Raw genomic sequence first — 23,434 nt, 5'->3', positions numbered from 1 at the left:
AATTCCACCCATTTATACTTATTATGAAGAAAATGTTCACCTTAAATACATAAAAAGGAGGTAAATTCCGTAAACGCTTACATTGATTAATTAGATATGAGGAGGGTTTTAGTTGAATATCTTCAAAAACAAAGAAAAATTTATTTTGATTTTGCTCTTCAGTGCCATGTTGCTAGTGATTGCTGCCTGCTCAGACGATGCAGCTAATTCAGATGATACTATCGATGACTCGGGAGAAGATACTGCTGGAGACGAGTCTGAGGGGCTATCTGGGGAAGTAGAATTTATGACAATTTCATTAAGTCCAACTTTTGATGACTACTTAAATAATTTAAAAGAAGAATTTGAAGCTGAACACGAAAATGTAACGATTAATTTACGTGACGTGCCATATGATCAAGTCGAACAGGTTGTATTAACGTCAGCGTCAAGCGGACAATTGCCTGATGTAATGAACTTAAATACGGATTTTGTTAAAAAGCTTGCTGCGAATGGTGCTGTGGTTAACATGGACGAAGCAGCAGCAGATGTAAAAGATACATTCTTTGAAGGACTATGGGAAACAGGAAGTGTTAATGGAGAGGTTTACGCGTTACCTTGGTATACAACAACTAGTGGTTTACTGTACAACCCGGATCTTCTAGAAAAGGCGGGTTACGATGCACCACCAACAACATTTGAAGAGGCATGGGAAATGTCTGAAAAAATCAAGGAAGAAACTGGAGCTTATGGCCAGGTTGTTACGGATGAGATGCACTTATTGATGCCGAAAAATGGTATAAATATTCTTAATGAGGATAATACCCAGGCAGCTTTTAATACTTCAGAAACAGAGGAAATGTGGAAGGATTTAAAAGAAAAATATGACAAAGGTCTCTTTCCAGAAGATGTAATGCTTGGACAGGTTAAGTTGCCTGAACTATATGCACAGGAAAAAGTTGCATGGTGGTCAACAGGGCCACAACTATTCCGCCAGGTTAAGGATCTTGCGCCAAAAGTTTACGAAAAGTCATTAGGTGCACCAGCTCTTGAAGGAAAAGCTGGAGTACAGCATGCAAATCCTATGAATATTGCAGTTTCTTCAAATAGTGAATCAAAAGAAGCGGCAGTAGAATTTGCTAAATTTGTTACAAATGCAGAGAATCAATTGGAATTTGGTAAATTAGCTGCTGTGCTGCCACCAGTTAAAGAGGCAGTTAATGATGAATTTTTCACAAAAGGAAAAGACTCAGAAGATGCAACAGAGAGTGGTAAGTATTACGCTGCACAGCAACTGGAAAGTGCAGTAAATATGACCCCGCCTGTTGAAGCAGTATCAGAGATTTATAAAGTTATTCGCGAAGCATTTCATAGAGTGATTCTGGAGGATGTGGAACCAGCTAAGGCACTGGAAGAAGCTGAAGCAGAAGTAAATAGTTTACTTGAATAATTGGCTATGTATAAGGGGTCTCCACATAGGAGGCCCATCTTCTTCTCAGGAGGGTGAATTATGTTTAAGGCACGACATGCTTGGGGCTTTCTATCAATACCACTTTTGTTATTAATCGTATTTGTCTTTCTGCCTAGTATTGCTGCATTTGGATTAAGCTTTACCAAGTATAATGTATTTCAGCCAATGGAATGGATTGGTTTGGATAATTACATAGCAGCTTTAAAGAGTAACGATTTTAGGGAAGCAATGCTGAACACAGTCTATTATTGGTTTATGGTAACACCAGCACTAGTTACGATACCAATTCTGATAGCAATTCTTGTAAATCAAAAATTAAGAGGTATTAAGATTTTTAGATTAATATTTTACTTTCCCGTATTAGTTTCTGTAGTTGTAACAGCTTTGTTATGGAAATGGATGTTTGCTGAGGAAGGTATTGTGAATTATTTCTTAGGACTAATCGGAATAGATGCTTTTGGTTGGCTTACAGATACAGCAACCGTAATGCCGGCGTTAGCATTTGTTACAGTTTGGCAAGGCTTTGGTTACTATATGCTGTTTTATTTAGCGGCCTTGCAAGGGGTGCCTAAAGATTTATATGAAGCAAGTGAATTAGATGGTGCAAGTTTTTGGCAGAAGCATCTGTTTGTAACGGTACCATTAATTAAACCTATGATTTTCTTTGTTGCTGTTATATCTACAATGGGAGCATTTAAGGAATTTACGTTAATGCTAACAATGACATCAGGGGGGCCTTTAGGGTCTTCAACAACCGCCGTATTACTTGTGTTCCAGGAAGCGTTTGAGAGGCTGAATATGGGTTACGCAAGTGCAATTTCGTTTATTTTGTTTGTGATCATTTTAATCTTTACGGTCATCAATCAAAAATTGTTGGATACCCCAAATAATTAATGGAGGGGACTATTATGGGACAACCAGCAACTGATAATTTCGAACCAAAATCTATTACACAATTTAATAAAGATAATCCGGATCCTAAAGATAATAAGCAAAAAAATACAGGCAAAAGAAAAAAAACGACCAGAATGCTAGTATCTTATGGGTTTTTGTTACTTATTACATGTATAACGATTATTCCGTTCTTGTGGACAGTGTCATCATCCTTAAAGGGAGCAGGTGATGCGATATTCTCCATACCGCCAAAGTTCATTCCTGGAGATCCAACTTTTAGTAACTTTGTAACGGTTTGGAATACTTTACCGATTCCAAGATACCTGCTCAATAGTGCCATACTAACCGTATTTGGGGTAGTACTTCCCCTATTTTTATGTTCACTGGCTGCCTTTCCTCTTGCAAGAATAAACTTTAAGGGGAGGAATTTAGTGTTTATGGCAATTATCGCAACGATGATGATTCCTAACGAGGTTACGATGATTCCTGTGTATTTAATCATTAATAAACTTGGGTTAATTGGCTCATATACTGGTGTAATTCTGCCAGGGGCAATAACTGCATTTGGTATCTTCCTTATGCGGCAGGCATTTATTGATATTCCGAAAGAAATAGAAGAATCAGCGGTAATTGATGGAGCAAATGTCTGGCAGGTTTTCTGGAAAATTATGTTTCCTATGGTGAAACCGATGCTTGGTGTACTAGCGATTTTAAGTTTTATTGCTGCGTGGAACAATTTCCTGTGGCCATTACTAGTACTTGACGACCCAGATACATATCCAATTACGCTAGGTCTTTACAAGTTGCAGGGAACTTTTTCAGCAAACACAAGGTTAATTGCAGCCGGGGCAATGATAGCATTGATTCCAATAATCTTTGTCTTCGTGTCGTTCCAGCGTTACTTTATTGAGGCAGCATATAATAGTTCCGTTAAAGGTTAATATACAGAAGTTGGTGATTCTTAATGAACATTACATCCGTCATCCTAGCAGGGTTTGATTGGTTTATGCGAATTGCAAAGTTAAATATAATCTGGTTTATTTCCTGTTTAGCTGGGTTGTTTATGTTTAGTTTTTTTCCTGCAACTGTTGCCGCGTTTTCGGTGACGCAACAGTGGGCTGCAGGAAACAGTGACGTATCAATATGGAAGACTTTCAAGCAAACCTTTAAAGTAAAATATTGGCGAGCACAGTTTATTGGTTTGCTGTTAAGTTTAAGTTTTCTGGCACTCTATGTAGATATACGTTTGTTTAGGACAATAGATAGTCAATTCTTCAGTAATATTTTAGTTGTCTTCATGGTGCTTTTGTTGTTTCTATTGGTAACAATAACTTTATATATTTTTCCAATCGTAGCACAGTCAAATCTGCAATTAACAGATACATTTAAGAATGCCTTATTTTCTGGACTTTCCTATATTCACTTAACGGTTATTAATTTAGCAGGCGTAATCGGAATATTATTTGTTTCCTATTTATTTCCGGCATCGCTTCTTTTCTTAACAGGCGGTGCAGTGATCCTATGGCTGACATGCATGGCGTATATTGTAAATGGTAAAATTGAAACGAAGTATGCTCAGTTAAATAGTACACTAGAATGTGATTAAATTAAGTTATGAGGTGAAGAAAAGTGAAAATTCGCTTGCTTGGCAGTGCAGCAGCTGAAGGTACTCCGGCCATCTTTTGCCGATGTGAACTTTGTCAAAAGGCTAAGGAACTCGGTGGAAAAGACATAAGGACGAGAACGTCAGCATTAGTTGATGACAATTTGAAAATTGATTTCCCTCCAGACACTTATATGCATGTATTGCGTGACGGAGGTAGGATGTCAGAGTTTGAACATTTAATCATTACCCATACACACCACGATCATTTTTACCCGGAGGACATAAGAATGCGGACCCCTGATTTTGCCAAAGACTACGGGGATGCTCTTAATATATATGGAAATGAAAATGTTGTTCAGCGTTGTCGTGAAACACTTGCAAATGAGATGGAGCATTTTAATATAGCGCCGCTTCAAGCATTTACTACGTATGAAATAGGAGGAAAATTAATTACACCATTACCGGCAGACCACAAACCGGACGAAGATAGTTTTATTTATTTTATAGAAAAAGACGGAAAGACTTGTCTGTATGGTCATGATACAGGGGTATTCCCTGAAGAAACCTTTAATTGGCTGGCTAAACGTGTCATAGATATTGCTATACTTGATTGCACAAATGGGTTAATAGATAGAAAGGCAATCCACATGAACATAGAAGCAGTTAAGGATACGAAAGCAAAATTTACTGAATTAGGTGTGCTTCACGAGAATTCTAAAGTTATCGCAACACACTTTTCTCATAATTGTGGATTGTTACATGAAGATTTAGAAAAATTACTCGTCCCATCTGGAATTGACGTAGCGTATGACGGGATGGAGTTAACGATTTAGATGGGTTGAAAATTGACAAAAGGGGTTTTTCGTATGATTAGGAACGAGGGAGCCTATATTGATGGACATATGTGGTGAGGAAAATATGGAAAAAACAAAATTTCTAAAACAGATAAAAGGTAATCTGATTGTTTCTTGTCAAGCCTTGGAGGACGAACCACTGCATGGATCATGCATAATGGCAAAAATGGCTTTTGCCGCTACAATAGGTGGTGCTGCAGCTATTAGAGCAAATGGTTACCAGGATATTATTGCAATTAAACAGGAAACAAACCTTCCAATAATCGGATTGGTTAAAAGAGATTATCCTGACAGCTCTATTTATATTACGCCAACTCAAAAAGAAATTGATGAACTATTAAAGGCAAATGCAGATATGATTGCTATTGATGCAACACATCGCAAGCGCCCCAATGGGGAAGAAATTCAGAGGCTAATAAACTATATAAAAAAGCATGATAAATTGGTAATGGCCGATATTTCAACTGTTGAAGAAGGTTTGGCTGCGGTAGAACTTGGCGCAGATTGTATCTCGACAACATTATCTGGATACACAGAAGAAACGCAACGCTTGAGTACAGGACCGGATCTTGAGCTTGTCAAAGCTCTCTGCCAGAAAACGGAAGTTCCAGTAATTGCAGAAGGCCGTATTAAAAGCCCACAGGAAGCGTTAGTTCTATTGAAAAATGGTGCTCATTCTGTTGTTGTTGGATCAGCAATAACAAGGCCTCAGAATATAACTGAATCTTTTACTGAGGTTCTAAAGACAATCTAAAATGAGGAAGGTACATCAGATGATAAAACCGATGACAGGAGTAATTAATAGTTATTATCCATCCCTGACGAACTCGGAGCAAAAAGTAGCTACATTTGTGCTGGATAACCTTGAAGAAGTTATTTACTATTCTGTAACCGATTTGGCAGATCAAGTTGGTGTAGGTGAAACAACCGTACTGAGATTCTGTCGAAGAATAGGATTAAAAGGATACCAGGAGTTCAAGCTGAGGATAGCTCAGAATTTATCCGATGAAAAGGATAAGTATTCTTCTGAATCAACTAATTTAATTCAATCGATTTCGAACAATACAAAGCAATCAATAGAAAACACAGCTGCCATGATAAGTGAAGCTGATTTAAACACTGCTATTGAATTGTTACATAACGCAAAATCTGTCCATTTCTTTGGAGTCGGAACTTCAGGGATAACGGCTCTTGATGCTAAAAGCAGGTTTTTGAGAATTGGAAGACGTACAGAAGCAATTGTGGATCCACATTTTCAAGCAATGTCTGCATCTACCTTATCAGAAGACGATGTTGTTGTAGCACTTAGTCTTACCGGGAGTACCCGGGACACAATTGAATCTCTGGAGGTTGCCAAAGAGAGCGGAGCAAAGGTAATTGCAATAACGTATTATTCCCGGTCGCCAATAACTCAGTTTGCCGATATCGTCTTAGTTGGCGGCAGCAAAGAATCACCATTGGAAGGTGGGTCTTTAACGGCTAAGATATCACAGTTATTTGTTGTTGATTTGTTATGTACTGGTATAGCATTACTTGAAAAAGATCATTCATTAGAAATGCAGCAAAAAACAGCAAAATCGGTAGTAAGTAAAATATATTAATCGTTAATGGAGTGCGGGCATGTACCGTGCTCATCTTTTTAGAAGTTTGCAACCAATACATCAAAATGGATGGGGCTCTATGAAAGTCCCCCTTTAACAATAAGATTTTTTAAAAAATTTAAGGAGGTGAGACAAATGTAACTTTTCATGATGTGACATGTTTCCTGCCCCATGAATGATCAACAAACCCTACTAGACTATTAACCACATTAAACTACAAGTCAATCAATTATATGCTGGTGAAATTTCAACTAGATTTGAGGGAACAGCTGTCATTAGGAACAACTTAACGTGAATCAGTATAGGTTCAACTTCACTCGTATTAAATGACCAACATAGTAAACATGGAGGGAAAAGTAATATGAAGAAATGGATAAGTTTCTTACTAATCACAGTTTTATTTATGTCTTTAGCGATGCCGGTCGGAGCAGCTTCAGATAAAGGCAGACAACAGGTTCTATCAAACTTGATTGAAAATGAAGACAAGAAAGCCAGGGTACTTTGGTATGATTTATCAGCAAATATTGAAAATCTCGATACCCCTGAAAAAGTCGAGGACATCGTTTCTAAAACAGCCAACGCGAATATTGATACAATTATATTGGATATCAAAAATTATACCGGCTTTGTAGGGTATAACAGTGATATCGCACCACACATGAGCCAATCAACTATTAAGAATTACAGTGATTTTCCAGAAGGATATGACCTATTAGCTACTGTTCTGGATGAAGCACATGAACAGGGACTAGAGGTACATGTGAATGTAAACGTTTTCTCTGAGGGGAACACTGATTACCGAGAGGGGCCAGCATTCGAAAATCCAGAATGGCAAAGTCAGTTCTATACCGCAACTAGGGTAGCTGAAACAGAAAATGGCGATACACATGAAATTACTGGCGTAAATCAGGAGAGAAGAACAAATGATTTAGTACTCTTTACACCTAGTGAATATGATGTATCCCCGTCAAATAGATGGGGTGCTGAAGTTCAAATAGAAGATGGTGTTATTACAGCTATTGAAGATAGAGCAATCAGTGGTGCGGACGGTCTTGAAGTACCGAAGAATGGAGCTGTTCTATCAGCACATGGAGAATCACGCCAATGGGTTTTAGACAATTTAAATGTTGGTGAAGCAATTGATTATGATCAGACTAAAAGTGAGATCATTCCAGCGTCAGAATACCCATCCTTTTCAACGTTTACGAATCCAGTTCGTGAAGATGTTAAGAATTATGAATTAAGTATTATCGAAGAAATTATCACTAATTATGCTGTTGACGGCATGGTTTTAGACAGAGCCAGATACTCAAATCAATATGCTGACTTTAGTGATTTAAGCCGTGAAAAGTTTGAAGAGTATATTGGTAAGTCAGTAACAAATTGGCCGGAAGATATTTTTGAAATAGAGATCGAGGGAACAAATGAAAATATTGTTAAAGGTCCATTGTACAAAAAATGGATTGAGTTTAGGGCTAACAATATCCAATCGTTTTTCCAAACTGCTGAAAACGTTGTCCATGAATATGACGAAGATCTGTTTTTCAGCACGTATGTAGGCTCCTGGTACCCGCTTTACTATAATGAAGGGGTAAACTGGGCAAGTAAAACATACCAGCCAGAATTTGATTGGGCAAGTGAAGATTATCATAAAACAGGTTATGCAGAAACATTGGATTACCTGATGACCGGTAATTACTTTTATGATGTAACGGTTGAAGAAGCAGAGGAATCTGGAAATCCATATTGGTATAGTGTAGAGGGAGCCGCTAACTTGGCGATGGAAGCAGTTAATTCATCGACACTCGTATATGGCTCACTTTACCTGAATCAGTACTCAGGAGATCCGGAACAATTCCGAAAAGCGATACGTGCTGTTGATGATAATTCACATGGCACAATGCTATTCGATTTAGTTTATCTGGAAATGTTCGATTGGTGGAATATTGTTGAAGAAGAATTCTCAAACGATACTAAACCACCACATCAAAACCCAGCAATAATGAAAATGATTCGAGAAGATAAATAGGATTAAAAAGACGAGGCTGTCTCATTATTGGTCGCAATTGTGACCTTTTGGGATGGTCTCTTTTTTTGCAGTCTTCCTTACTGCATAAGTGTAACTAAGCTAAATTTTCTAATGTTGCCTGTCTAGTTCTTTAGTACCTAGTAAAGTCTTTTAAGTGAGTATAAACCAGGGATAAAAGGATTTTGAAAGCGTTTAAAAGAAATTATATAAGTAAGGAGGATAGCTTTATAAAATTTTTGAAAGGAGATTTGATAATGAGTAAAGCTTTACTACGTATTTATTCTATTACACTCTCATTGCTGTTAGTTTTTTCACTTTTACCGCCTTCTATATTTAACAGTACTGTATCAGCGGAAGGGGAAGAAGAATGGGAGCAACTGCAAGTGGAAAACGGTGATTTTGAGGCTGCGCCAGATTCAGAAACAGACCTGCCATCCTGGGATTATTGGAGCGGCGGCTATAAAGAAGGCATGAATATAGCAAGTGATTTTGCCTTTGAAGGTGATCAAAGCCTTAGAATTAATAACGATGGAGTCGTTGGCCTCTTCAGTCAGCCAATTGATGTAACCGAGGGGAATACTTACCGATTATCTGCACAAATTTATGTGGAAGAACTAATTCAAGGGAACCCGGGAATGTGGTTGCGTTGGGTTAATGATCAAGGTGAAATCATTGAAAATAGCGCGAAGTATTTTGAAGACTTAACCCTTAACGAATGGCAAAAGGTAACCATCGAAGCGGATGCTCCGCCTAAAGCAACTGGGGTTAAACTATTTATTTACCAAACTTCCAATACAAAAACGAAAGGCTATTACGATAATGTGCAACTAGCGGAAAAGTCATCAGCAGTTGCCCTAGATTTAGAAAATGCTAGTTTTGAGGAACAATCCAGTGAAGAGAATATACCCGGCTGGGATAAGTACCCATCTTCACCTCGAGATGGAACATCCATTTCGCTTACTGACGAGAAGGCTTCTGATGGCCAGAAAAGTGTAAAGATAACAGATGAAAAATCAGATGCATCGGTGGGTCTGTATAGTCAAGCTGTTGAAATTGAACCTAGTAAAGTTTATACGATAGAAGGAAAAGCGTATATCAATTCAGGAAGTATAAGTCTGTACATGAAATACTATGATAGCGCTGGTAAAGAGGTAGGCAGTCATCGGTCGGGATACGATACACCTACCAATAAGTGGCTGGATATCAAAGCTGAAGGCAAAGCGCCTGCAGATGCAGTATCAGCTAAAGTATTTCTATATGCTGGTCTAGCAGGAACAAGTTCAGCTTATTATGATGACTTTAAGCTGTCCGTTAAAAAACAAATGGAATTACCATTTGAATATGGTGATCCAATAAATATGGGTCCATCTGCATTGGCTGCTAAAACACAAGGTGCAGCAGTCGGTGATGGTGAGTTATACTATGCTACAAATGGATCTCCAGCAACTTTTTACGCGGCAGATGCCTATACTGGAGAAAAGATATTTTCCCAGTCTATGCCAGGCAATGATGTTGTTTGGGGAATGACGATTGGATCTGATGGGAATGTTTATTTTTCCGGTACGTATAATGGAACATTGTACCGGTACCTTGTTGACGAACAACGAATTGAGTCAGTAGGAAAGAATCCGTCTGATAGCTGGGTTTGGGAATTAGAAGCTACTGAAGATGGTAAAATCTATGGAGCAACATATCCAAATTCAAAAGTTTTCGAATACGATATTGAGAATGACGAATTTACAGACTTAGGCGCCTTCCACGAGGAACAGAAATATGCAAGAGGGCTAGGCGTAACAGAAGAAAATGTTTATGTCGGAATTGGTACGACTGCATATTTATATCAAATGAATCGGGAAACCGGTGAAAAGCAGGAAATAGAATTACCTATTTCTGGTGCTCAAACATCCATTTCAAACATATGGAAATATGATGGTAAACTGTTTGTCGCATATGGCACATCACTATTAACGATAGACGCTGCAACTGGCGAAGTGTTAAACGAGATGAACTGGGAAGATGAGCATACGTTTGATGGCTTGATTTCACCCCCATCACCATACGATGAAAGTTTAATATACTTCAGAGATAAACGGACAAGTGAATTATGGACGTATGACTTAGACACAAATGAAGCGCAGGCCGTTGAGCCACGTATTAAGCTTCCCGCTTCATCAGCGAAAGCCATGGAATGGACAACAACTGAAGACGGCACAGAAGTTCTTGCAATCCTGCATCAGCAAATCGAATATTCGGTCTATAACCCAGAGACAAATACTGTAGAAGTTAGCTATCCGGAAGTTGAGATGCAGGGACTTAATATACAAAGTTTAGAAATAGGACAAGATGAAAATGTCTATATGGGTGGATACCAAGGTTCAATGGGAGTATTCGATACTTCTAAAGAGGAATATACGTTACGCGAACGAAATCCTCATCAAATTGAAGGCATTGGTTTCCTTAATGGAAATGTATATATGGGAACTTACGGTGGTGCCCGCATTTACGAGATGGACCCAGAAAAGCCATATCAATATACTGATGGAGGAGAAGGCGACAACCCTGAAATGGTTCGGGACATTGGAGACGAGCAAAGCAGACCATTCACCTTCACATCAGGTGATGATAAGCTATTTGTTGGAACGATTCCAGATTACGGAAAGCTAGGTGGATCGCTAACAATTTATGATGAAAATACCGATGAATGGAATAGTATACGCAATATAGTACAGAATCAAAGTATTATCGGACTAACATATCTAAACGGAATGGTTTATGGAGGTTCATCCATCGCTGGCGGACTTGGAATTGAACCGACCGCCCAAGAAGCAAAAATGTTTGCCTATAATGCTGATACAAAAGAACATGAAGTATTTGATTTAGAAGTAGATGGACTGCAGACACCTGAAATGATCGGAGAACTATCCATTGGTCCAGATAAAAACCTTTGGGGAACTGCATGGGGTTACGACAGCGAAGGAATAGCAAATAGTGTAATTTTCGCTATGGACCCTGAAACAAAAGAAGTTATTAAAAGTACAGAGCTTTACTCTGGTGTTCACCGAGGAAGTCAATGGCGTCCATTCTTCATGCGGTGGGATGATCAGGGAATGCTTTACACCACAGCAGGCCGAAAGCTCACAGTGATTGATCCTGAAACAATGATGAGCAAACAGCTTATTGGAAACACTGTGCACTTAATGGACTTGGATAGTGAAGGTAACATTTACTATGCCAACGGAGAAAATCTATTTAAATTACCTGTTCCATTAGAAACTGCTTCCGTAACTGCTGAAGAGGAGACAATAGTTCAAGGCGAAGAAACAAGTGCAATTCTTGCTGTCACACTGGCTAATGAAAATAATGTTGACTTAGCTGGAGCAAACGTTGAATGGACAAATAGTGCTCCACAAGTGGCAACAATAGAAAATGGAAAAATCACTGCTAAAAATGCGGGAAGCACTGAGATACAGGCGAACGTTTCCTATAACGGTGAAACTATCGCTTCCAATAAAATTGAGATCACAGTTCAAGTCACAACTGCATCTCTAACAGAACAAGTGCAATCACTTGAAGAAGCAGGAGATATTGAACACTCAGTAGCTCAACAGTTTGTAAATCGCCTAGCACAAGCCAACCATCATTATGAAAACGAGGATACAGACCAAGCAATCAAGCATCTAGAAGATTTCCTGAAGCACCTTGAGAATAGTAGTGTCGAGGAAGAGTTAATGAATCTCCTTAAGAGTAATATAGCATCGATAAAAGAATCGTATTTACAGGACTAGTGTTATTAGGGAAGAGTAAGCATCTTTATGTTGCTTACTCTTTTTTGTGGTTTGGGGTCGAGTGAGGAGGGCTGGATTTCGAGCTCGATCGAGGAGCGTGCAAACTCGAGCTAGTAGTGCCTAACCTCGAGGGAGTAGCGTTCAAACTCGAGCGAGGAGCATCAAAATTCCAACGAGCAGCGTCCAAAATTGAGCACCCTCTTTTCAAGATGGTGATTTTCGGCAGATGCCGAAAATCTTCCTTTTAAGTAAATAATTCAATAGGATATTTTCTGCTAAAGCAGAAAATTACCCTCTATTAATAAACATTGGTACTCAGATCAAGAATTTATATCATTAATTATCGCAAAAGGATTAGATTGCGAGCTAGTGCACTCCAATAAACCCGAGCGAGGAGCACCCAAACTCGAGCGAGCAGCGTCCAAACTCGAGCGAACAGCCCCCAAACTCGAGCGAGCGGCCCCCAAACTCGAGTGAGCAGCACCTAAACTCGAGCGAGCAGCGCTCAAACTCGAGCGAGCAACCCCCAAACTCGAGCGACGAGCCTTAAATCGAGTGGCACCTCTCTTCCCAATACGCTTGACACAACACATCATCCCCCTTAAACTCGTTACAAGGGTAATTATTCGGAACGGATGTAACGACACGCGCGCATACTCGAATATAATGTTATACTTAGACTAGAATTTAAGAGGAAAAGAGCGATATTATGTTGAATTGGGAAGAACGCCGTTTGATGGTAAAGGTGGCCAAGTTATATTATTTTGAGGGTTGGACACAGGCCCAGATTGCGGCACGAAATAATGTCTCCCGGCCGGTTATCTCTAAGCTGTTAAACAATGCCAAAAAAGAAGGAATTGTTGAGATATATATTAAAGATGAGACAGTTCAAACGGTTGAGTTGGAGCAAACACTTGAAAAGAAATATGGATTGAGCGAGGTTATTGTTGTTTCGACTGCTGGATTTGCGCCAGATATGGCGAAGCGGCAGCTTGGCAAGACGGCAGCTTCGTATATTGCTAAGAATTTAAAAGGTGTCAAGAGTCTAGGGATTTCCTGGGGTACGACGCTCCTTTCCTTGATTGAAGAGTATCCTTATGAACGAAGGGATGATATTAATATTGTTCCGATTGTTGGAGGGATGGGGAGCGATTATGTTCACCTTCATTCCAATCAGCTTGCATTTAATCTGGCTCAGAAAATGAATACGTCCTGTTCATATCTTTATGCGCCAGCGATGGTTGAGAGTGATGAGCTGAAGGAACGGCTTGTTAACTCAAAGGATATTGCACATGTTTTAGAACGTGGTCGCAATGTGGACATGGCTTTAGTTGGGCTAGGGAATCCGTTTAAAAGTTCAACAATGGAGACGATAGGTTATTTAGAGGAAAGTGATTTAGCATCTCTACGTAAGGCCGGTGCTGTTGGCGACATTAGCTCACGTTTTTTTGATGCGGTTGGTAAGGAAGTTGATCACCCATTAAATAATCGGGTAATTGGGCTGAATTTAGATGAGATCAGAAATATTCCTGAAGTAATAGGAATTGTTGAGGGCTCATACAAACTGGAGAGTATTGAAGCTGCGCTAAAAGGCGGGTATTTAAACGTATTAATTACCGACGACCGAACTGCTCAGGAATTACTGGAAGAATAATAAAAGGAATGAAGTTGGCCGCAAAACCAATTTCATTCCTTTTTCTAATTGTTACTCACTTGGCTTCACAACACATTTAAGTCCTTCTTTACTTTCCGCCGTTTCAAAGGCATTGGCCGTTTCGTTTAACGGAAAGGTATGGGTTATAAAGGATGAAAAATCAAGCAGTCCTTCATCAATCCATTTTACTGCCTCGATATGCAGGTGACGTGGTGCACCATGTGTTCCAACGACCTTCAATTGTTTGTAGATAAAGTGATTTGTATTAATCGGAACTTCGGTAACATTTTTTATACCGGCAAAGAAGAGCACTTTTCCCGTTTTCTTCACAACTTCTAATGCTTCCTTCTGTACTTCGGTTGAAGGTGCTGTGACAATGACAGTGTCAGTGCCTAGCCCTTGTGTTGCTTCAATAATTTCACGAGCGGTGTCTGCTGAATTAGGATCAATGACAATGTCGGCGCCGTTTTCTAATGCTTTTTGTCGTCTTGGTGCAGATCTTTGCACAGCAATTACCTTGGCAGCACCCATTTTTTTCAATGCAGCAATATACATGCACCCAATAGCTCCAGCACCGTACACTACGACATTTTCTCCGGGTTTTACGTCGACTTCATACAGGCCACTTAATACACATGAAAAAGGCTCAGACAAACTGGCTAATTCATATGAAGTTGTATCAGCTATTTTTTGAATGGAGCCATTTTCAACAAATTTCTTTGGCAAAACAACATATTCAGCAAATCCGCCATCGACATGGTATCCCATCGATTTTCCTTCTACACATTGATGTCCCTCATTTTTCTGGCAAAAAACACATTCGCCACATGGGATATGTGCACCAAGGGTTACTCTGTCGCCAGTTTGAAACCTGGAAATGTTGCTGCCCAAGTCGACCACTTCACCGGCGATTTCATGACCGATAACGCGTGGGAAGTCAACCCTGGCATCACCATGCTGGTAAACTCGAAGATCTGATCCGCATACGCCAATTGCATGAACCTTGAGTAATATTTCATCACTAGTAATCTGAGGATATTTTCGTTCCTGTAATTCCAATGTTTGTTTATCAGTAAGAGCAACTGAATACATAACTGGTTCCTCCTTGTTATTCAACAAATGTTAATGCTTTTTCAACCTCGTAATTCATTTTTTCTATTTCGTCAGTCGTTCTCGCCTCAGTCCATTCCAGTAATTGCGCCATTTCCTCAGCAACAACTGTTAAAGTGCGTTTTACTTTATCAAGGTCAAATAAAAGATAGCTTGTACGGCGATCATAGAAATCAGCCAATGATGCTGCCATTTCATGTTCAACTGTATATCTCACTTCTGCTGCGATATTTCTTAACTCTTTATCCTCAAGACGATCGTCATACCGGTCAATCAGTTTAAGCAGGTTTTCTGTGTTTGAGCCATATCGGAAAACATAGTCGTTAACCTCTTCAATAGACAGATTCAAATGTTTAAATTTGCCTTGTAAATACGGGACATGTGAAGTGATTTCTTCCTGAGAATTAAAATGTCCGCCAGATAATTTAACATGGTCTGTTGTGTTCTTGGATTTGATTGTACTGTCTTTTTTCTCCATATGCTGTAATACCCGTTCAGCCATTTTTCGGTAGCCTGTTAGCTTTCCGCCTGCAATCGTAATCAGTCCAGTATCCGATTCAAAAATTTCATCGTGTCTTGATAACTCAGCAGGTGAATTGCCGTCTTCTCCGATAAGCGGGCGAATCCCTGCCCAGCTTGAGACGACATCTTTTTTTCCTAAGTCCAGCGATGGGAACATAGAATGCAGACAGCCAATTAAATAGTCTACTTCTTTGGATTTAACGTAAATATCATCCATATCCTGTTTGTAGATGGATTCAGTTGATCCAACATAGGTGCTGTCACCACGTGGTATTACTGCAATCATGCGCCCTTTGTGCTGAAAATAGATTGAAGATTTGACTGGCAATGATTGATGGTCAAAAACAATGTGAATGCCTTTAGCAAGCACCATGTATTTTCCTGTTATCGGGCGATCTTTTTTTCGAACTTCATCGACCCATGGACCTGCCGCATTAACGACATGCGCTGCTGTTATTCGAATGTTCTGACCCTGGATAAGGTCCTTAGCTATTACACCTTTGACATGATTATTCTCATCCTGAAGAAAGTCTGTCATCTCAGCATAATTCAGGACAGTTGCCCCTTTTTCAGATGCTGTTTTTGCTACTTCTAATGTTAGACGGCTGTCATCTGTACGATATTCAACATACGCACCGCTGCCAGTAACGGTTTTCTCATTAAACAATGGCTCATATTGCAATGTTTTTTTCCTGCCGTAAATCACATGACGCTCGTCCTTCTTTACGCCAGCCAGGCGATCATATAATGATAGTCCAGCTTTTAATGTTAATAGATTATAAGATTCCTTTTTGATCAATGGAAAATTCATCTTAATCGGATAAACCAAATGACGGGCGTTGTTGTAGACAAAATCACGTTCGCTTCCGATTTCTTTGATAACGTTAAAGTCCAATTTCTGTAAATATTTTAGACCCCCGTGTATCAATTTACCTGAGCGGCTGCTTGTTCCAGATGCAAAATCATTTCTTTCAATCAATCCAACTTTTAATCCGCGATTTATTGCATCTAATGCGATACCACTTCCCGTTATGCCTCCACCAATAACCAGCAGGTCAAAATGCTCGTTCTCCATTTGTTTAATGGTGGAATTCCGGTCCAATGCAGAAAAAGTTTTAGTGCTCATAGTAGGTCCTCCAATCAAGCTGTTTTTTACATATGTTCTATATAACTTCAATTGTAAACTAATTTGAATTTAGTATATCTTTTTTATTATCCTTAGTCAATAAAGGTATGAAATCGCTTTCTGATTTCTTAATTTGTTGTTAATATTAAAGACATCGAATTTTACGAATGTAACAAGGGGGATTATAGATTGGATGCAAAAGAGCGGAATTTAATTGCAAAGGTCTCAAAATTATATTATTTGGAGGGCTGGACACAAAACGAAATTTGCAAGAAAGTAGGCTTGTCCAGACCTATTATTTCTAAATTACTTCAGCAAGCTAGAGAGAAAAAAATTGTAGAAGTTTATATGAAGGATGAAACGGTTCATACCGTGGAACTGGAACGAAAGCTGGAAAAAAAGTATGGCCTGCATGAAGCTGTAGTAGTTTCCGTCTCTAATAAGGGTCCGGAAATGGTGAGACGCCGTATGGGTCAAGCTGCAACTGCCTATCTATCTAAAAAAATAAATCAATTTAACACAATTGGAGTTTCCTGGGGTAAATCTATTTCTACTTTTGTAGAAGAATTTCAAAGTCAGCAGCAGAGTCATATTCATTTAGTCCCGTTGATCGGAGGAATGGGGCAGGGGTTTGTGCAATATCACTCCAATCATTTATCGTTTCAGCTTGCGCAACAGTTAAATACTAGTTCTTCCTATTTGTATGCTCCCGCAGTGGCTGAAACTGCTGATTTGAAAAACGCTATTAAAAATTCTAAGGATGTAGCTGCGGTGCTGGAAGAGGGAAGAAAAGTCGATATAGCAGTCGTTGGCGTCAGCAGCCCATCGAGTGAATCAACAATGGTTAGAATGGGCTATTTAAATGAACAGGATATTGGAACATTAAATGACTCAGGAGCAGTTGGCGATATTAATTCCTGTTTTTATAATAGGGATGGTCAACTTGTCCAGCATCCAATAAATGATAGAGTAATAGGATTAGATTTGGAAGAAATAAAAGAAATACCAGAAGTTTTAGCTATTGCTGAAGGAGCATATAAGGTTGAAGGACTTCATGTTGCCCTTAAAAGTAAATACCTGGATGTACTGGTAACAGATGACAAAACCGCGGAATCATTGCTGGAATACAGTTAGTGTTATGAAAAAACAAAAAACTTAAAAAAAATATTGACATGGAGATGAAAGCGTTTTAACATTGTATTTACAAAAGTTTCACATGAATACAAATGTAAAAAGAGGGGGCGATACAATGTGGGGAACTTTTATTTTCATATTTGCCTTTATTTGGGGATTGCAGTTTTTAATGACCCATTTTCAAGTGAAGCACTATAAGTCTGAAATTAAAAAACTGAGCAGAAGAGACTCTGGATATTTAGGGACAGGCTATTATAAGAAAAGATTAGGTAATGGCGCAATCATTGTACTTGTCTGTGATGAAAAGTCGCATATCATTGATGCAAAAGTTATGAAAGGGATAACAGTTTTTGCTAGATTCAAGGATATTAAACAATTAGTAGGCATGAAGTTGGAGGAGACGAAATTTGTAGATTTCTTATCTAAAAAAGAATTTCACGCTCTTTCCAATGCCGTTGATATGATTAAAAAAGAATTAAACAAAGGAAAGGGGAATGAAGCATGGATTTCTTAATCAAGCTTGCAGAAGGTTTTATTGGAATGTTCCAGGCTGGCGGAGATACATTTATGGGCCTGGTAACGGACATCATTCCATTGTTAATTGTTTTGATTACAGCTGTAAACGCTTTAATTAAATTTATCGGGGAAGAAAGGGTATTTAAATTCGCCCAATATTGTACGAAATATTTTATTTTACGGTATACGATCTTCCCATTTTTAGCAGTGTTTTTCCTGACAAATCCAATGTGCTATACGTTCGGTCGTTTCTTGCCTGAAAAACAAAAACCAGCTTTTTATGACTCTGCGGTTTCATTTGTTCATCCAATTACCGGACTTTTTCCACATGCGAATCCGGCAGAATTGTTTGTTTATACAGGGGTAGCAGCTGGTATAACACAGCTTGGACTATCTACTGGTCCACTAGCACTTCGGTTTTTACTTGTCGGAATAGTAGTAATGTTATTGAGAGGCTTTGTTACGGAGCTTATTACGAATCGAATGATTAAAAACAGACAACAGGAATCTGAAAATATTGCTGCATAGCAATAATGGCGAGGAGGATAATCAATGAGTGAATATAAAGCAGTAAAAGTGTCGAAAGGTTCATCCGGATGGGGAGGTCCACTTGTTATCCATCCGACTGACGATAAAAAATATATTATATCTGTAACTGGTGGCGGAATTCACCCAGTTGCACAGGAAATAGCAGATCGGACAGGCGGTATTGCGATTGACGGTTTCCAAAAGTCAGTAGCAAAAGAAGAAATGGTCTGTGCCGTTATCAACTGTGGAGGGACTGCCAGAAGTGGTGTGTACCCGAAGATGGGGATTAAGACGATAAATGTATTCAGTAATTCACCTTCAGGGCCGCTTGCCAAATTCATTAATGAAGAAAATTTTGTGTCAGGTGTTACCACAGAAAATATTGGCCAAGCTGATGGTTCTACAGAAGGAAATCAGCAAGAAGAAAGCAACGACCAGGAATCAGGAAATGATGAGTCATTATTGGATAAAAATGTTGCAAAACAGAAGAAAGAAGAAGCGAAAGGAAAAGTTGCAGCACAAGAGGAAAGTCAAGGTAAGAAGAAAAATATAATCAATCGGGTAATTGAAGTACTCGGTGACAAGGTTGGGAACGTTGTCAGCACATTCTTCCAAGCTGGTAGAGATACAATAGATACAGTTATTAAGAACATTCTGCCATTCATGGCCTTTGTCAGTGTGTTAATGGGGATTATCAACTATACAGGAATTGGTGATTTTATCGCTAATACCGTAACACCATTAGCAACGTCATTACTGGGGATGTTAATACTTTCCCTTATTTGTTCCATACCAATCATTTCACCATTACTTGCACCAGGCGCTGTAATTGCACAAGTTGTAGGTGTTCTAATCGGGGTTGAAGTTGGTAAAGGGAATATCCCGCCACAGATGACATTACCGGCATTATTTGCCATCAACCCACAAGTAGGGACAGACTTTGTTCCGGTTGGCTTAACACTTGGAGAGGCTGAGCCAGAAACGATTGAAGTCGGTGTACCAGCCGTACTCTTCTCCAGATTAATTACAGGACCAGCTGCAGTTGTAATTGCATACTTTGCAAGCTTTGGCCTATACAGCTAAGAAAACAAATTTATACCCTCTTTTCCAATGAAGGAGGGTATAAAAATGATTGTGTTTTTACAAATGTAAGTTATTGTTACAATTGTAAAAAAGTTATTGAATATCATATTTGTTTCGTGTAACATTCATCATAGAAATGATTTTAACACAGGTGAGGAGATGTATTAACATGGCTAATTCTTTTTATGAAGTAAAGGTTGTTGAAGTTGGAGAAGATGCTCCACTAATGTTTGAAGAAAAAATGATGATTCTTTTTAATGATACAGTTCCAGCAGATTTGAAAAGTATTTCAGTTATTCATACTGGCGACAAGTTGACTGAAGATATAAAAGCAGGAGACGAAATGGTCATTAACGATGAACCTTTTAAAATTTTGTTTGTTGGTGATAAAGCTAACGAAACAATGAAAGAGCTTGGTCACGCTACATTTAATTTTAATGGCGATTCACATTCAGAATTACCAGGGACTGTGTGCTTGGAGCAAAAACAAATACCTGAAGTAAATGAAAAAATGATTATATCATTCAGAAGATAATTACAACGCAGAAATGGAGTGAAGCAAATGCTTAATATTAATAGAAAACTGCAGAAATTAGAAAATGAAGGTTCTTATATTAAGGTAGGTCTTGTAGGTGCAGGACAAATGGGAAGAGGCATGATCTCTCAGATTGAAGGTATGAAAGGAATGCGTGTGGTTGCCACGGCAGACCTTGCTATAGAAAACGTGGAAAATGCTTATAAAAATGCTGGAATCAGTGCTTCAACTATTGCTGTGACTGATGATTTAACAAAAGCTGAATCAGCGGTAAATCAGAATCAGGTGGTAGCTACAACAAATGTAAAACTTGTTACATCGTTACCTGATGTTGATGTAGTGGTTGACGCTACAGGCATTCCGAATCTTGGAGCTGAAATTGCCTGGGATACCATTCTGAATAAGAAACACATCGTTATGCTTAACGTGGAAGCGGACGTCACTGTTGGACCACTATTGAAGAAAATGGCGGATTCCGCTGGTGTTGTTTATACAGGTACTGCTGGTGACGAACCAGGTGCAATTATGGAATTATATGATTTTGCCGATGCAATGGGCTTTGAAATTGTTGCAGTTGGAAAAGGAAAGAATAACCCACTGAATTTGGAAGCAAATCCTGACACAGCAGCAGATGAAGCAAAAGCAAAAGGGTCAAGTCCAAAAATGCTTGCCTCATTCCAGGATGGTACAAAAACGATGGTAGAAATGAACGCTGTTGCTAATGCAATTGGTTTTGCACCGGATCAGCCAGGCATGCATGGCTTTGAAGGATCAGTAGCAGAGCTTCCAAATATTTTTAAAGATAAATCACAAGGCGGAAAGCTTAATGGAAGAAGAATAGTAGATTTTGTTAACGGTGTTGCCCCAGGAGTATTTGCCATTATTACTTCTGATAAAGAAGAGGTAAATGCGGAAATGAAATACCTGAAAATGGGAGACGGACCAAACTATGTCTTATATCGCCCATACCATTTAACAAGTCTTGAGACCCCGCTATCGATTGCTAAAGCTTACTTTGACAATGAGCCTACGATCACGCCATATTTCGGGGGACAAGGCGAAACGGTTGCAGTAGCTAAAAAAGACTTGGATGCAGGTGAGTTCCTCGATAGTATTGGCGGATTTACTGTTTACGGGAAACTTTTGAAAGCGGATGAGGCAAAAGAACAAGGTGCGTTGCCGATTGGTTTGGTTGATAAAAACGTGAAGCTGAAGAGTGCGATTAAAAAAGGCGGTATAATTACGTACGATGACATTGTACAAACGGATGAATCTACTATCTGGAAATTGCGCTCAATGCAGGATAAGGGATAGCAAACAAAAGTTGCTCTTAGGTGACGTAAACTGCGATGTAATGTGGATAAATAGTGCTATGATACCGCTTCGGAAATACACTACGCTTTCCGCGGGCGGCTGGCGAGCCTCCTCGTGCTGCGCACTGCGGGGTCTCGCCTAGGCCTGTCCTCCCGCAGGAGTCTCCGTGTATTTCCTACGCTGGGTATTGTTCACTTCTGGAGATATGATAAAACAAGATTTTGTACCTAAACCAGCAGTTGGAATATGCGAGACTCCTGTGGGACAGCGATCCTAAGAGACACCACAGGGAGCGTTCTTTGCGAGCGAGGCAGACTATGTACGCCACGTCCTGTGGCAACGTCTGCACTAGCACATCCTATGCGTCGGAGGCTCGTGGTGAGCCCACGGAAAGCGAGTATATTCCAACTGCATGGTAAGAGAGCTGAACTAAATATTACTGTGTAACAGTTTATATCTTTTGCATCAAACAATAATCTCTAAAAACAGCCTAACTTAATAAATACCTCTTCACTCTTCATGTGGGGAGGTTTTTTTAAAACAATTAAGCAAGTATAAATACCTGCATACGAGCAACTAATACTTTCACCATAAAAGCTTGGCGATAAGCCAGATTTTCTAGCAAATCACTTGACGAAACAGCCAGAAAATTTTATCATTGTTACAAACGTAATTATAATGAACAAATGTAAAAGGAGTGAAATAAATGGAATTAAATAACGTGAAATTAGTACCTGATGTTGGCAAGGACAAATTGGTAGATTTATATAAACAAATGTGGACAATACGATTTTTTGAAGAGAAGGTTGATGAATTTTTTGCAAAAGGTGAAATTCATGGTACGACACATCTATGTGTAGGGCAAGAAGCTAGTGCATCCGGTGCATGTGCTGTTATTCAGGAGCAGGACAAAATTACAAGTACTCACCGCGGCCATGGACATTGTATCGCCAAAGGTGCCGATGTGAACAAAATGATGGCAGAACTGTTTGGTCGTACAACTGGCTACTGTAAAGGTAAAGGCGGATCAATGCATATCGCCGATGTTGAAAAAGGAAATCTAGGTGCAAACGGAATTGTTGGCGGTGGCATTCCATTGGCAGTCGGTTCAGCATTAACAGCCCACATGAAAAAACAGGATTATGTGACAATGTGTTTCTTTGGTGACGGTGCATCAAACGAGGGAAGCTTTCATGAAGCATTGAATCTTGCTTCAATCTGGAACCTGCCTATTGTGTTTATTTGTGAAAATAATCAATATGGCATGTCAGGTCCCGTTAAAGATATGGTTAATGTGAAGGATATTTCAGAACGTGCACAGTCATACGGTTTCCCTGGTGTTAAGGTTGATGGAAACGATATCGTTGAAATGATGAATACAACACATGAAGCAGTTGAAAACGCCAGAAGCGGAAATGGCCCAACGTTAATCGAGGCGAAGACTTACCGCTGGAAAGGTCATTCCAAGAGTGACGCGAAGAAATATCGCACACGTGAAGAAGAGAAAGAATGGAAAGACAAAGATCCGATCAAACGCTTTGCTGGTGTGTTGATTGAAGCGGGAATTTTCACGGAAGAAGAATCAAAATCGCTAAGAAGTGAAGCAAAACAGGCTGTTGAGGATTCAGTAGATTTCGCAAAAGAAGGGCCAATGCCAGCACACGAAGACCTATTAAATGACGTTTACGCATAG

Annotated in this window: 19 protein-coding genes; 17 read left to right on the top strand and 2 right to left on the bottom strand. The window is 39.3% G+C overall.

Translation table 11 applies throughout. The features are described 5' to 3' along the window. Window positions 1-112 precede the first annotated feature (112 nt). From J2Z82_RS06535 to J2Z82_RS06490, 10 genes are all read left to right on the top strand, one after another. The gene (locus J2Z82_RS06535; protein WP_245251155.1) at window positions 113-1,429 is read left to right on the top strand and encodes an ABC transporter substrate-binding protein; all 1,317 of its coding nucleotides are present in this window, start codon (window positions 113-115) and stop codon (window positions 1,427-1,429) included. Window positions 1,430-1,489: 60 nt separating this feature from the next. Next, window positions 1,490-2,344, top strand: coding sequence for a carbohydrate ABC transporter permease (locus tag J2Z82_RS06530; protein WP_209479976.1), 855 nt, complete (start codon window positions 1,490-1,492; stop codon window positions 2,342-2,344). A 14-nt stretch (window positions 2,345-2,358) separates the two neighbouring features. Further along, entirely contained in the window at window positions 2,359-3,285 is a 927-nt protein-coding gene (locus J2Z82_RS06525; protein WP_209479975.1) for a carbohydrate ABC transporter permease, read from the top strand. A 23-nt stretch (window positions 3,286-3,308) separates the two neighbouring features. Continuing rightward, a complete protein-coding gene (locus tag J2Z82_RS06520) occupies window positions 3,309-3,950 on the top strand; it encodes a YesL family protein (protein ID WP_209479974.1) in 642 nt (213 codons plus the stop codon). 23 nt (window positions 3,951-3,973) lie between these two features. Further along, window positions 3,974-4,783, top strand: a complete 810-nt coding sequence (locus J2Z82_RS06515; protein ID WP_209479973.1) for an MBL fold metallo-hydrolase — start codon at window positions 3,974-3,976, stop codon at window positions 4,781-4,783. A 61-nt stretch (window positions 4,784-4,844) separates the two neighbouring features. Beyond that, window positions 4,845-5,558 carry an N-acetylmannosamine-6-phosphate 2-epimerase gene (locus J2Z82_RS06510; protein ID WP_245251154.1) on the top strand — a complete coding sequence of 238 codons (714 nt, stop codon included), beginning with the start codon at window positions 4,845-4,847 and terminating at the stop codon, window positions 5,556-5,558. Window positions 5,559-5,577: 19 nt separating this feature from the next. Then, window positions 5,578-6,405: a MurR/RpiR family transcriptional regulator gene (locus J2Z82_RS06505; protein ID WP_245251153.1), complete on the top strand. Its 828-nt coding sequence runs from the start codon at window positions 5,578-5,580 to the stop codon at window positions 6,403-6,405. A gap of 361 nt (window positions 6,406-6,766) precedes the next feature. Beyond that, window positions 6,767-8,434 (top strand): alpha amylase family protein, encoded by a 1,668-nt coding sequence (locus tag J2Z82_RS06500; RefSeq protein ID WP_209479972.1) that lies wholly within the window; start codon window positions 6,767-6,769, stop codon window positions 8,432-8,434. Window positions 8,435-8,688: 254 nt separating this feature from the next. After that, a complete protein-coding gene (locus J2Z82_RS06495; RefSeq protein ID WP_209479971.1) occupies window positions 8,689-12,219 on the top strand; it encodes an FIMAH domain-containing protein in 3,531 nt (1,176 codons plus the stop codon). 709 nt (window positions 12,220-12,928) lie between these two features. Continuing rightward, window positions 12,929-13,873, top strand: coding sequence for a sugar-binding transcriptional regulator (locus tag J2Z82_RS06490; protein WP_209479970.1), 945 nt, complete (start codon window positions 12,929-12,931; stop codon window positions 13,871-13,873). A 51-nt stretch (window positions 13,874-13,924) separates the two neighbouring features. Here the strand turns inward: J2Z82_RS06490 and J2Z82_RS06485 are convergent, their stop codons facing one another. Both J2Z82_RS06485 and J2Z82_RS06480 read right to left on the bottom strand, forming a co-directional pair. Continuing rightward, entirely contained in the window at window positions 13,925-14,965 is a 1,041-nt protein-coding gene (locus tag J2Z82_RS06485; RefSeq protein WP_209479969.1) for a zinc-dependent alcohol dehydrogenase, read from the bottom strand. A 16-nt stretch (window positions 14,966-14,981) separates the two neighbouring features. Beyond that, window positions 14,982-16,631, bottom strand: coding sequence for a glycerol-3-phosphate dehydrogenase/oxidase (locus J2Z82_RS06480; RefSeq protein WP_209479968.1), 1,650 nt, complete (start codon window positions 16,629-16,631; stop codon window positions 14,982-14,984). Between the two features lie 189 nt (window positions 16,632-16,820). Here J2Z82_RS06480 and J2Z82_RS06475 point away from each other — a divergent pair, with 189 nt between their 5' ends. The 7 genes from J2Z82_RS06475 to pdhA all read left to right on the top strand — a co-directional run bounded on the left by J2Z82_RS06475 (window position 16,821) and on the right by pdhA (window position 23,434). Then, window positions 16,821-17,765: a sugar-binding transcriptional regulator gene (locus J2Z82_RS06475; RefSeq protein WP_209479967.1), complete on the top strand. Its 945-nt coding sequence runs from the start codon at window positions 16,821-16,823 to the stop codon at window positions 17,763-17,765. A gap of 115 nt (window positions 17,766-17,880) precedes the next feature. Further along, window positions 17,881-18,279, top strand: a complete 399-nt coding sequence (locus J2Z82_RS06470; RefSeq protein ID WP_209479966.1) for a transcriptional regulator GutM — start codon at window positions 17,881-17,883, stop codon at window positions 18,277-18,279. Continuing rightward, window positions 18,267-18,809 carry a PTS glucitol/sorbitol transporter subunit IIC gene (gene srlA / locus J2Z82_RS06465; protein ID WP_209479965.1) on the top strand — a complete coding sequence of 181 codons (543 nt, stop codon included), beginning with the start codon at window positions 18,267-18,269 and terminating at the stop codon, window positions 18,807-18,809. The genes J2Z82_RS06470 and srlA overlap by 13 nt, the downstream gene beginning before the upstream one ends. Before the next feature lie 24 nt (window positions 18,810-18,833). After that, a complete protein-coding gene (srlE, locus tag J2Z82_RS06460) occupies window positions 18,834-19,892 on the top strand; it encodes a PTS glucitol/sorbitol transporter subunit IIB (RefSeq protein WP_209479964.1) in 1,059 nt (352 codons plus the stop codon). Window positions 19,893-20,061: 169 nt separating this feature from the next. Beyond that, window positions 20,062-20,427, top strand: coding sequence for a PTS glucitol/sorbitol transporter subunit IIA (locus J2Z82_RS06455; protein ID WP_209479963.1), 366 nt, complete (start codon window positions 20,062-20,064; stop codon window positions 20,425-20,427). Window positions 20,428-20,454: 27 nt separating this feature from the next. Further along, a complete protein-coding gene (locus J2Z82_RS06450; RefSeq protein ID WP_209479962.1) occupies window positions 20,455-21,741 on the top strand; it encodes an NAD(P)H-dependent oxidoreductase in 1,287 nt (428 codons plus the stop codon). A 706-nt stretch (window positions 21,742-22,447) separates the two neighbouring features. Then, window positions 22,448-23,434: a pyruvate dehydrogenase (acetyl-transferring) E1 component subunit alpha gene (gene pdhA / locus J2Z82_RS06445; RefSeq protein WP_209479961.1), complete on the top strand. Its 987-nt coding sequence runs from the start codon at window positions 22,448-22,450 to the stop codon at window positions 23,432-23,434.

It is taken from the genome of Virgibacillus litoralis (assembly GCF_017873675.1).
Classification (GTDB): Bacteria; Bacillota; Bacilli; order Bacillales; family Amphibacillaceae; genus Lentibacillus; species Lentibacillus litoralis.
The sequence above is the reverse complement of the archived record's forward strand: the minus strand, read 5'-3'. Positions and strand labels throughout refer to the sequence as shown.